Source organism: Streptomyces sp. CoH27 (assembly GCF_020181035.1).
GTDB lineage: Bacteria > Actinomycetota > Actinomycetes > Streptomycetales > Streptomycetaceae > Streptomyces > Streptomyces camelliae.
Genome location: NZ_JAIQYY010000046.1, coordinates 21,238 through 32,981, shown reverse-complemented (window position 1 = coordinate 32,981; position 11,744 = coordinate 21,238). Strand labels below are relative to the sequence as shown.

Sequence of the window (11,744 nt, the reverse complement as noted above, 5' to 3'; positions counted from 1 at the left end):
TCGCATCCTCGCAGGTCAACGGCACCTTTCTGCTGTCAGGGTGTCAACTCGACCAATTCCGCTGAATAGCCAGGGTTAAGCAGACACATCCGACAAGTGAAACAGCGGGGCTTCCCAGGCGCGCAGTTGCCCTGGGGAGCCAGCCATCCGTACTGACGCGGAATGACGCTCGCCATGGGGCGGAACAGCACCGCCGTGTTCCCGTGGTGTTCCCGCAAGCCTGTGGATATCGGCCATAGTTCGGCCGTTTCCGCAGGTGAGGCTAGTGGAAGCAGAAACGGCCGCAGCCCCCGCACAGTGGGCTGCGGCCGTTCTGTTTCCGACCTGTCCGTGGCAGGTCAGAGCGCGAGACCGGTGAGAACCAGTACGCGCTCGTAGGTGTAGTCCTCCATCGCGAACCGCACGCCTTCGCGGCCCACGCCGGACTGCTTGGCGCCGCCGTACGGCATCTGGTCGGCGCGGTAGGACGGGACGTCGCCGATCACCACGCCGCCGACCTCAAGGGCGCGGTGGGCGCGGAAGGCGACCTGCAGGTCGTGGGTGAACACGCCTGCCTGGAGGCCGTACTTGGAGGAGTTGACCGCGGCGAACGCCGCGGCCTCGCCGTCGGCCTTCTGCATGGTGAGGACGGGCCCGAAGACCTCCTCGCAGGCGATGGTCACGTCCGCCGGTACGTCGGTGAGGACGGTCGGCGCGTAGGAGGCACCGTCGCGGTCGCCGCCGGTGCGCAGCGTGGCGCCGGCCTCGACCGCCTCCTTCACCCAGGCCTCCACGCGCTTGGCCGCGTCCTCGCTGACCAGCGGGCCGACGTCCGTCCTGGCGTCGGACGGGTCACCGGTGACCTGGGCCTCGACGGCGGCGACGATGCGCGGCAGCAGCCGGTCGTACACCGACGCGTCGGCGATCACGCGCTGCACGGAGATGCAGGACTGGCCGCCCTGGTAGTTGGAGAAGGTCGCGATGCGGGACGCGGCCCAGTCCAGGTCCTCGTCGCTCGCGAAGTCGGCGAGGACGACGGCCGCGCCGTTGCCGCCGAGCTCCAGCGTGCAGTGCTTGCGCGGCACCGAGTCCATGATCGCGTAGCCGACCTTGTCGGAACCGGTGAAGGAGATCACCGGCAGGCGCTCGTCCTGGACCAGGGCGGGCATGCGGTCGTTGGACACCGGGAGGACCGACCAGGAACCGGCCGGCAGGTCGGTCTCGGCCAGCAGCTCGCCCAGGATCAGGCCGGAGAGCGGGGTGGCGGGCGCCGGCTTCAGAATGATGGGCGCGCCGACGGCGATCGCGGGGGCCACCTTGTGGGCGCACAGGTTCAGCGGGAAGTTGAACGGCGCGATGCCGAGCACGACGCCCCTCGGGAAGCGGCGGGTCAGCGCGAGGCGCCCCTGGCCGCCGGCGTCGGTGTCGAGCCGCTGGGCCTCACCGCCGTTGAACCGCCGGGCCTCCTCGGCGGCGAACCGGAACACGGACACGGCACGGCCGACCTCGCCCCGGGCCCACTTGATGGGCTTGCCGTTCTCGGCGGAGATCAGCTGGGCGATCTCCTCGGCGCGCTCGGCCAGCCGCTTGCTGACGTGGTCGAGGGCGGCGGCGCGCACGTGGGCCGGGGTGGCGGCGAACTCGTCCCGCACCGCGTACGCGGCGGCCACGGCCTCCTCGACCTGGGCCTCGGTCGGCACGCTGACGGTGCCGACGAGCCGGCCGTCCCACGGGGAGGTGACGTCGAAGGTGTCCTCGCCGGTGACCTGGCGGCCGGCGAGCCAGAAGGCGTGGGTGGAAGTCATAAGTCCGAGTCCCGGCCCTTCCATGTCGGAGGTGTGCTGGCTTTCGTGGTCCACGGTAGGACGGGGGCGCCCGGGGGTCGTTTGTCCGAGTCGTAGCAGTCGGAGTGAGGGGTACTCCGTAATGGCGCGGTCACCCGGGAGGGTGCGCGCGCACGGTTCGGCCGGCCGTCGGTGCCGTGGCGGCCGGGGGCAGGGCCCGCAAGGCCCGCACCGGTGAGCAGAAGACGGGCAGGAAAGCTCCTGTCACGCACAGCGCGCCCGCCCACACCGCCGTACGCACGCCCGCGAACTGGCCGACGAGACCGCCGAGGGCGGAGCCGGCGGCGAGCGCACCGGTCAGCAGGAAGCGGAAGGTGGCGTTCATACGGCCGAGCAGGTAGGTGCCCCCCCCCCAGCGCAGCGGAGCCGCATGTCGACACAGCCCCGCGTCCCTTCGGAGCTCCGCCGAACCGCAGTGGACTTCACCCCGCCTGCTGAGCGGTCACACTGCGCTCACTCCGCCGACGTCGCCTTGAGGGCGAGCCACAGCTCCATCCGCACATCCGGATCGTCCAGCGACCGCCCGAGGATCTCCTCGACCCGCCGCATCCGGTACCGCAGGGTGTGCCGGTGCACCCCCAGGTCCGCCGCGGCCGCGTCCCACTGCCCGTGCCGGGACAGCCATGCCCGCAGCGAGGCGACCAGGTCCCCGCGCCCTGTCGCATCGTGCTCGTGCAGAGCCCGCAGCAGCCCGTCGGCGAACGCCTTCACCGCGTCGTCGGCCAGCAGCGGCAGCACCGACCCGGCGGCGAGCCGCTCATGCTCCACCAGCACCCGTCTCCGCCGCCGCGCCACCGACAGCGCCTGCTCGGCCTGCTTGTAGGCGGCCGCCGCGGCGATCGGCCCGGCCGGCGCCGACAGTCCGACGACGAGTTCCTCCTCCTCGCCCCCGGCCTGCTCGGGCACCGCCCGCGCCGCCTCCAGCGCCGCCGCGTACCGGGTGCAGGCGGCCACCGCCGCTCCCCCGTCGGCGGCGAGCACCACCAGCCGCTCCCCCTCGGGCACGACCAGCACGGCCTCGCCGGAGCGGGCGGCGGCGGACTCCACGCTCTCCGTGAGCCCGCCGAGCGGATCGCCGCCCAGGTCGGCGCTGGCACCCGCCGAACGTGCGGGGGCGTGCGCCCGCACGGCCGTACCGGACGCGGACTCGGCGACGATCATCCGGAACGGCGCGTCGAGCAGCCCGCCGTACAGGTCACCGGCGACGGCGCGGGCGTGGTCGGGCTCGCCGGCGAGCAGCATGCGCAGCACCGCCGTACCGACGCGCTGTTCGGCCGCGTGGAGGGAGCGGGAGCGTTCGGTGGTCAGGGTGAGCAGGGCGATGGCGGAGTGCACGGCGTAGCGCTCAGCGGTGCCGGGTGCAGCGGCGGTGCCGACGGCGAGCGCGGCGCGGGGCCGCCGGCCCGTCCCGAGGGAGTGCAGCTCGACCCGGTCCTCGTGCTCGGGTCCGCCGACGACCGCCGATGCCGGAGCGGGCCGCTCCCGCAGCCGTTCGACCTCGGCGGTGAGCCGCGCGGCCCGCCGCCCCGCCCACTCCGGCGCGGCGGCGACGACGGCACCGGAGGCGTCGTACAGGGCCGCCCAGCCGTCGACCTGCGCGGCGAGCGCCCCGAGCACCCCCTCGGGCCCGGCGTTCAGGGCCTGCTTGGTCAGCTCACGCTGCGCCGCGAACCCTGCCGTGACGGCGCGGTACTGATCGGCGGCGATGGCGGCGGAGACGGCCTTGCTGATGGCGAGGAAGGGGGTACGGCGAGGCACCTCCAGCAACGGCAGCCCCTCCTCCCGGGCGGCGTCGACGAGCGCCTCGGGAATCTCCTCGTAATTCACCCCCACGGCGAACCCGAGCCCCACGACCCCCGCCCCGGCCAGCCGCTTCACATACCGCCGCATGGCCTGCGGATCCTCCGCGTCCAGCTTGAGCGCGGTGATCAGCAGCAGCTCGCCGCCCTCCATGTACGGCACAGGGTCGGCCAGCTCACTGACGTGCGCCCAGCGGACGGGAACGTCGAGGTGGTCCTCGCCCGCGCGCACGGTCAGTTTGAGCGCGGAGTGGTGGACGAGCGAGGCGAGGGTGGGGGGCATGGGACCTTCACGGTGAGGAGGCATCCGCCGATCACGGTGTCACGCGTGCGGCTGATCTTTTGGCCGCACTGTATGAACGACCTATCCCGATTCTGCCTCACCGTACGATCGCCCGCCCCCCTCCTCACCCCCGCAGATCGACCAGCAACGGCGGCGCGTGCTCCCCCCGCACACTGGTCAACGACAGCACCGCATGCCCCGCGGGCACCCCATGAGCCAACTCGGAAGCGGACCACCGCGCCCGCTCCACCTGGCGGACGGTGACGGCCTCGGTGGTCACCGCCTTGCCGGTGACCAGCTTGCGCAGGGCATGGATCGCGCGCGTCATGGGCTGGTCGGCGAAGACCGTGTGCCGGGCCACGTCCCGGGTCTCCACCCACTCGGTGCCCCAGGCGTCCGCGAACCTGCCGCCGTCCCACGTGGCCACCCCGGAGAACGCCATCCGGCAGCCGACGGCCGCGTACAGCGGCCCATGGAGCGCCTCGGGGACGTCACCGATCGTGCGCAGGGCCAGCACGACGCCCGCGTTGCGGGAGCGCAGCCGCGGGATGCGGCGCAGGGACTCGGTCGTCACCGCGCCGGTGGCGTCGTCCAGGACGAGGCAGACGAAGTGGGTCCGTTCGCCGGTCAGCGCCAGGGCGCCGAACTGGGCCAGCACCAGCCGGGTGACGATCCATGACGCCTCCTCGTGACCGCGCTCGGGCAGGTCGACACGGACCCGCAGCGGATGGTGGGCCACGGCGCGCAGCGAGAACGGCCGGGCACCGGCACCGTCCGCGCCGAAGAACTCGGCGAACGCCGGCCGGTCCAGCGCGGCGAGCCGGTCGGCCAGCACGGGGGCGGGGTCGCCGGTGCTGCCCGACTGCCGGGCACGCGCATCGAGTTCGCGGCGCATGGCGGTGTGCTCGTCCCCCGCGAGCGCCGCTCGGAGCGCCGCCAGGGCGGACGGCTCGCCTTCGAGGAGCTCCCGCAGCGCGGGCAGGGTCGGAAAGCGTCCGTACGCCGCCCGGTGGGGGCCGAGGAGCTGGGCGAGCGCGGTGGCCGCCCGCTGTCCGCTCACGGTGTCGAGGTCACCGACGAGCGCCTCGGCCAGGAAGGCGGCCGCCTCGTCGGGGTCCTCGGACTCCGCGTACGGGTCGAGGTCGTGGACGGACGCGGGGTCGCCGAGGCGTACGACGACGTCATAGGCGGAGTCGGGGCCGAGCGGGGTGCCGGCCGCGCAGACGGCGACGACGGCGCACTGTCCGGTCAGCGCCTGCAGGCCGAGGGACTCGACGACGGGCCGGATCAGCCGGTGGGTCTTGCCGGAGCCGGACGGTCCGACGGCGAGCAGCGAGGTGCCGAGGGTGTCCGGGGCGAGGGCGGCTCCCGCGCCGCCGTACCCGGGCGGGGTGCGCTCCCCCGTCACCCACTGCCCGATGCGGACCTGCCCGGCGACGAGGTCGTGCCGGGCACTCCGGCCGGGCAGGTCGCGGTGGCCGGACGGGTGGGTCCAGGCGGCGCCGCCCTCGCGCAGGACCGTGTCGGAGAAGGAGGAGATCCGGGCCCGGGCACGGGCCACGGTCCACATGTGGCCGACCCGTGCGCAGTCCACGTCGTTCATCCGGCCGGCGTGCACTTCGGCGGCGAGCAGGTCGGCGGCCTGGTGCTGGCCGGCCTCCCTCAGTTCGGGCCACTGCGACGGCCGCCGGTCCACGGCCTGCGGTGCGGCCTCGCCCGCCTTGGCCCGTGCGCGCGCGGCGAGCGCCGCCTTCGCGAGGGGCCACCAGCCGCCGATCCGGGCGAACGGCCACAGCACCAGCAGGGTGATGAGCGCGTACAGCCCGTCCGTGAGCCACTGAGACGCGAACACGCTGTAGTCGCCGGTGATCAGGACGATGAGCGAGAACAGCGGATCCTGGACGGGCAGGGCGTTCCAGCCGAGGCCGAACGCGCCCGGGAAGACGAAGGCCAGCGCGATCAGCGCCCCCAGGGCGGCGATCAGGGCGCGGGTCGGCTGCTCGCGGCGGGTGACGACGTGCCGGATGATGTCGGACCAGCTGCCCAGGCGGGCCATGACGTAGACGAGGATCGCGAAGACCACGCCGTCGGCGACGGTGAGGGCCTCGGCGCCCTTGAACGTCTTGGGCGTCGTGGTGCCGCCCCACCACCAGTCGTCCGGGGTGAGCAACTTGAGGACGGTCCATTGATAGGGGAAGCTGCCGTGCCGCCACAGTGACCACAGCAGCAGCCCCGCCGCCAGGGGGACGACGAAGCCGACGATGGTGACGGGGGCCAGGCGCTGTGCCGGGCGGGCGGCTTTCGGCGGACGGTAGCCGTACCGCCAGATGCCGGGCTCGACGGCGGGCCGGGGCTGGTCGAGCCACTCGGCGACGGGCGAGCGGGGCTGCGCGGTGTGCGGGTCGTACGACGGCTGCGCGGTGTGCGGGTCGTACGACGGCTGCGCGGCCGGGGGCGGCACGTCCGGCGCGCGGGTCGGCCGTGGCGGCACCCCGGCCCCCTCCGCAGGCGCTGTCGGGCGCGGTACCGGATGCGCGTGCGTGCCGCGTGCGTCTCGTGTGCCGTCGCTGTCCATCGCCCTTGCCCCCTGACCAGCCGTTCCGTCCACCGTCAGCGAGCAATCTAACGCCCCGGCAAGGGGAGTTCACCGCTTACGTGGCCGACATGGCGCCGTTGGCGGGTGCGATACCGCCGGTCGGCTATGTCCACGGCGGACAAGCGGCGACGGCGACAACGCCCACATGGAGCATGCCCACCCCCGGTTCCCGGCCCTAGCCTGCGAAGAAAGATAGGTAAGCGGCCGAAAACGCACCACGAGCCGGGCCGCACCGTACGCAAGATCATCAGGAGCCCCCATGACCGCACTTCCGCAGGAGCGCCGCGTCGTCACCGCCATCCCCGGCCCGAAGTCGCAGGAGCTGCAGGCCCGCCGCACCGCCGTGGTCGCGCAGGGCGTGGGCTCCGTGCTGCCGGTCTTCACGGCCCGCGCCGGTGGCGGGATCATCGAGGACGTCGACGGCAACCGGCTCATCGACTTCGGGTCCGGTATCGCCGTGACCTCCGTCGGCGCCTCCGCCGAGGCCGTCGTGCGGCGTGCCGCCGCCCAGCTCGCCGACTTCACCCACACCTGTTTCATGGTCACCCCGTACGAGGGGTACGTCGCCGTCGCCGAGGCGCTCGCCGAGCTGACCCCCGGTGACCACGCCAAGAAGTCCGCGCTGTTCAACTCGGGCGCCGAGGCCGTCGAGAACGCCGTCAAGATCGCCCGCGCCTACACCAAGCGCCAGGCCGTCGTCGTGTTCGACCACGGGTACCACGGGCGGACCAACCTCACGATGGCGCTGACCGCCAAGAACATGCCGTACAAGCACGGCTTCGGGCCGTTCGCGCCCGAGGTGTACCGGGTGCCGGTCGCATACGCGTACCGCTGGCCGACCGGCCCGGAGAACGCCGGTCCCGAGGCCGCCAAGCAGGCCATCGACCAGATCACGAAGCAGGTCGGTGCGGACAACGTCGCCGCGATCATCATCGAGCCCGTGCTCGGCGAGGGCGGCTTCATCGAGCCGGCCAAGGGCTTCCTGCCGGAGATCGTGAAGTTCGCCAACGACAACGGCATCGTCTTCGTCGCCGACGAGATCCAGAGCGGCTTCTGCCGGACCGGCCAGTGGTTCGCCTGTGAGGACGAGGGGATCGTCCCGGACCTCATCACGACCGCCAAGGGCATCGCCGGCGGTCTGCCGCTCGCCGCCGTCACCGGGCGCGCCGAGATCATGGACGCCGCGCACGCCGGTGGGCTGGGTGGTACGTACGGCGGTAACCCGGTCGCGTGCGCCGGTGCGCTCGGTGCCATCGAGACCATGAAGGAGCTGGACCTCAACGGCAAGGCCAAGCGCATCGAGGAGATCATGAAGGGTCGCCTCACCGCCATGGCCGAGAAGTTCGACATCATCGGCGACGTGCGGGGGCGCGGTGCCATGATCGCCATCGAGCTCGTCAAGGACCGCGCCACCAAGGAGCCGAACCCCGAGGCCACCGCCGCGCTCGCCAAGGCCTGCCACCAGGAGGGCCTGCTGGTCCTCACCTGCGGCACCTACGGCAACGTGCTGCGCTTCCTGCCCCCGCTGGTCATCGGTGAGGACCTCCTGAACGAGGGCCTCGACATCATCGAGCAGGCCTTCGCGCGCATCTGAGCGCGTCGTTCGCCCCTCTGATGCGGCCTGCGGCAGGCGGTGTGAAGAAGGTGTGCGAGGTGGATGGCGGGACGCGATTCCGTCTGCCCAAGCGCCCCGGCCTGCCGTAGGTTCTACGCAGATGAGAGATACACCCCGCCCACAGGGGACTGTGGGCGATCTCAGGCCGGGGCCTCCCCAGCTACGGCCTGGTCGTGCCCTCGCGCACACAACCGGCGCCTGACGGCTCCGGGATCTCCTCACCGATCGGACGGTCGCCGCCCCAAACCCCCCGGGGCGCGCGACGTTCCGATCCGGACGGCCGCCTCGGAACCACCCCCCCCTGTTCCGGGGCGGCCGACCTCCTTCCTCGTCACTTCCCCCTTCCGCAGCATCACGAGGCCCCGGCCACCGCTTGGAGTATGGCGATGCGACATACTCCAAGCGGACCTGAGAAGCTGGGCGCTGTGTCGACCGTCGTCCGCCGTGCCCCGCTGCTCGTCCTCCCGGCCGTGCTGCTCGCCCTGCTCACCTGGCAGGTCGTGACGCACGGCCCGCTGCTGCGGCTGGACGCCCGGGTCAGCGGGGCGCTCGTGCACCCGGGCGGCCGGTTCTCCGAGATCCTCTCCTGCCTCGGCAACGTTCAAGTCGCCGTCCCGGTCCTCCTCTTCGCCATCGTGTACGTCCTCGGGCGAGGCCATGACGCCGGTACGGAGCGCTGGTGGCTGCCGCCGCTCGCCGCGGCCGTCCTGATGGCGCTGGTCCCGGCGATCGTCATCCCCCTCAAGGACTGGACCGCCCGGCCGGGGACCCCCGTGATGCCCCCGGCCGTCGGCTATTTCCCCTCCGGCCATACGGCGACCGCGGCCGTCGCCTACGGCTCCGCGACCCTGCTCCTGCTGCCCTGGCTGGGTTCGGCGGCCGCCCGCCGTCGGCTGGTCGCCTGCTGCACGGCCCTGGTCCTCGGGGTGTCGTACGGCCTGGTCCGGCACGGCTATCACTGGCCGCTGGACGTGGTGGCCAGCTGGTGTCTGTCCACCGTGCTGCTGACCGCCCTGTCCCTGGTGCCGGGTGCCGGCCGAAGCACGAGTCTCAGTACGTCCGCAATTCCCGGTTGCGGGTGCAGAGAGCGCGGTGACACCGGGTACGGCCGGCAGCGCGAGGAAGATCTGGGGCGTCCTGCGCGGCCCCGGCACTAGCCGCCCCCGCCCCCGCCCCTGGCGAGCCCCGCCGCCGCCTCGTGCATGGCCAGCTCCAGCAGCGCGGGATCGGTCAGTGTGCCCGAGCCGTCCGGCGGCACCAGCCAGCGCACACCCTGGGTCACCCGGCCCGGGTACGGCACGACGATCCAGGTGCCGGGCCCGGCGGTGCGGATGCGGGTACCGACCCAGCGGGCCGCGGTGCCGGGCGGCACGAAGAACCCGACCCGGTGGTCGCCGGAGTCGACGAGTACCGGGCCAGGCCGGTCGAGCACCCGGATGAGCACGTCCAGGGTCGGACAGCCGAGGCCACCGGGCAGGATCAGGACGTCCCAGGCCTTGCCGGCGGCAGCAGCGCGACCTCGTCGGGATTGCGCTCCCATGCCCAGCGGCAGGCCTCGGGGTCCGGTGCGACGGATGCCAGCCATTCGACGGCCGTCTTCGCCCCAGTCATCAAGAAGGCCTCCCCACTCTTTCTGTCGACGCGGTCGCGTCAGCAGGAGAGAGGGAGGCCTTCCGGGGGCATTACGCGGGTTCCGCGTCCCCCTTGGAGTGACCTGGGTCACCATCCGGGGTGGTCACCAGCCCCACTCCCAGCAGTCGTGGTCCCAGTTCCAGAAGTAGTGCCAGTAGTGCCAGTGGTGGTGATGCTCCCAGTGGTCCCAGTCGTCCCCGTCGTGGTGGTGGTCGTGCCGGGGAGCCATGGTCACCGCGGCCGGCTGGTGCATCGGCGCCGCCGAGGCGGCCACGGCCGGGACCATGACGCCTCCGGCGACGACGACGGCGGAGGCCACCGCGGTCGCCAGACCCAGACGGCGCCTGGGCCGCTCGGCACGGGAGTCGTCGTCCTTGCGGATGATGCGGGTGATACGGCTCATGATCTTCTCCTGCTGATTCCGGGTGGAAGTCGGTGCCTCCCGGTGAGGCCCGTGCATCCAGTACGCCGGAACGCGGGAGCAGCGTCATGCTCCGGAAATTCGTGGCTTGACGTCGCCATGAGGACCACGTAAAAGACCTCAGCTGTCGAAGCCCAGCCCCAGCCGGTCCATGGTCCGCAGCCACAGATTGCGGCGGCCGCCGTGCGCGTCCGCGCGGGCCAGGGACCACTTGGTCAGGGCGATCCCCGTCCAGGCGAACGGCTCCGGCGGGAACGGCAGCGGCTTCTTGCGGACCATCTCCAGCTCGGTCCGCTCGGTGCGCTCCCCGTCGAGCAGGTCCAGCATCACGTCCGCGCCGAACCGGGTCGCACCCACACCCAGGCCGGTGTAGCCCGCCGCGTACGCGACCCTCCCCTGGTGCGCCGTGCCGAAGAACGCCGAGAAGCGCGAGCAGGTGTCGATCGCACCGCCCCAGGCGTGGGTGAAGCGGACGCCCTCCAGCTGCGGGAAGCAGCCGAAGAAGTGGCCCGCGAGTTTGGCGTACGTCTCCGGCCGGTCGTCGTACTCCGCGCGCACCCGGCCGCCGTAGTGGTGGATCGCGTCGTAGCCGCCCCACAGGATCCGGTTGTCGGCGGACAGCCGGAAGTAGTGGAACTGGTTCGCCGAATCCCCGAGGCCCTGTCGGTTCTTCCAGCCGATCTCCGCCATCTGGTCGGCGCTCAACGGCTCGGTCATCAGCGCGTAGTCGTAGACCGGGACGGTGTAGGAGCGCACGCGGCGCAGCAGGCTCGGGAAGATGTTCGTGCCGAGCGCGACCTGGCGGGCGCGGACCGCGCCGTACGGGGTGCGTACGGCCATCCCGGCGCCGTACTGCTTCAACGTCAGGGCGGGAGTGTGCTCGTACACCCGCACCCCGAGCTTCAGGCACGCCTTCTTCAGGCCCCAGGCCAGCTTCGCGGGATGCAGCATGGCCACGCCCCGGCGGTCCCACAGGCCCGCCTCGAAGGTGGGCGAGTGCACCTGCTCGCGCACGGCGTCGGCGTCCAGGAACTCGATGCCGTCGGCGAGGCCCTGCTCCGCCAGCTCCCGGTGCCAGTCCTTCAGCTCCCAGGCCTGGTAGGTCTCGGTGGCGACGTCGATCTCGCCGGTGCGCTCGAAGTCGCAGTCGATGCCGTGCCGGGCGAGCGCGGCCTCGATCTCGTCGAGGTTGCGCCGGCCCAGCTCCTCCAGCGTCCCGATCTCGCCGGGCCAGCGGGTCAGGCCGTTGGGCAGGCCATGGGTGAGCGAGGCGGCGCAGAAGCCGCCGTTGCGGCCGGAGGCGGCCCAGCCCACCTCGCGGCCTTCCAGCAGGACCACGTCCCGCTGCGGATCGCGCTCTTTGGCGTTGAGCGCGGTCCACAGCCCGCTGTAGCCGCCGCCGACGACCAGCAGGTCGCAGATGTCGGTGCCGGTGAGGGCGGGTTCGGGGTGGGGCTTGCCGGGGTCTTCCAGCCAGTACGGCACGGGCTGGGCTTCGGAGAGAGAAGCGATCCAGTTGTCTTTGCCACGACTCATGGCGCTTGGGGCCATGATTTCAACTCCCTACAGAGGACT

General features: G+C 72.5%; 8 protein-coding genes and 1 pseudogene. 2 read left to right on the top strand and 7 right to left on the bottom strand.

Features of this window, described 5'->3' with window-relative positions:
- Nucleotides 1-338 precede the first annotated feature (338 nt).
- From LE548_RS41650 to LE548_RS41635, 4 genes are all read right to left on the bottom strand, one after another.
- The gene (locus LE548_RS41650) at nt 339-1,784 is read right to left on the bottom strand and encodes an aldehyde dehydrogenase family protein (RefSeq protein ID WP_225102259.1); all 1,446 of its coding nucleotides are present in this window, start codon (nt 1,782-1,784) and stop codon (nt 339-341) included.
- 130 nt (nt 1,785-1,914) lie between these two features.
- Entirely contained in the window at nt 1,915-2,148 is a 234-nt protein-coding gene (locus LE548_RS41645) for a hypothetical protein (protein WP_374116251.1), read from the bottom strand.
- Between the two features lie 128 nt (nt 2,149-2,276).
- Nucleotides 2,277-3,905: a PucR family transcriptional regulator gene (locus LE548_RS41640; RefSeq protein ID WP_225102258.1), complete on the bottom strand. Its 1,629-nt coding sequence runs from the start codon at nt 3,903-3,905 to the stop codon at nt 2,277-2,279.
- Nucleotides 3,906-4,029: 124 nt separating this feature from the next.
- Complete coding sequence (locus tag LE548_RS41635) at nt 4,030-6,480, bottom strand: ATP/GTP-binding protein (RefSeq protein ID WP_225102257.1); 2,451 nt, start codon at nt 6,478-6,480, stop codon at nt 4,030-4,032.
- A 280-nt stretch (nt 6,481-6,760) separates the two neighbouring features.
- Here LE548_RS41635 and gabT point away from each other — a divergent pair, with 280 nt between their 5' ends.
- Entirely contained in the window at nt 6,761-8,095 is a 1,335-nt protein-coding gene (gene gabT / locus LE548_RS41630; RefSeq protein ID WP_225102256.1) for a 4-aminobutyrate--2-oxoglutarate transaminase, read from the top strand.
- Between the two features lie 407 nt (nt 8,096-8,502).
- On the top strand, nt 8,503-9,273 hold the full coding sequence (locus LE548_RS41625; RefSeq protein ID WP_263637192.1) for a phosphatase PAP2 family protein: 771 nt from the start codon (nt 8,503-8,505) through the stop codon (nt 9,271-9,273).
- Here LE548_RS41625 and LE548_RS41620 read toward each other — a convergent pair.
- The 3 genes and pseudogenes from LE548_RS41620 to LE548_RS41610 all read right to left on the bottom strand — a co-directional run bounded on the left by LE548_RS41620 (nt 9,270) and on the right by LE548_RS41610 (nt 11,720).
- Nucleotides 9,270-9,727, bottom strand: a pseudogene (locus LE548_RS41620) (hypothetical protein). The gene LE548_RS41625 and the pseudogene LE548_RS41620 overlap by 4 nt on opposite strands.
- A gap of 124 nt (nt 9,728-9,851) precedes the next feature.
- On the bottom strand, nt 9,852-10,151 hold the full coding sequence (locus tag LE548_RS41615) for a hypothetical protein (protein ID WP_225102254.1): 300 nt from the start codon (nt 10,149-10,151) through the stop codon (nt 9,852-9,854).
- 138 nt (nt 10,152-10,289) lie between these two features.
- Complete coding sequence (locus tag LE548_RS41610; protein WP_225102253.1) at nt 10,290-11,720, bottom strand: FAD-binding oxidoreductase; 1,431 nt, start codon at nt 11,718-11,720, stop codon at nt 10,290-10,292.
- Nucleotides 11,721-11,744: the final 24 nt, after the last annotated feature.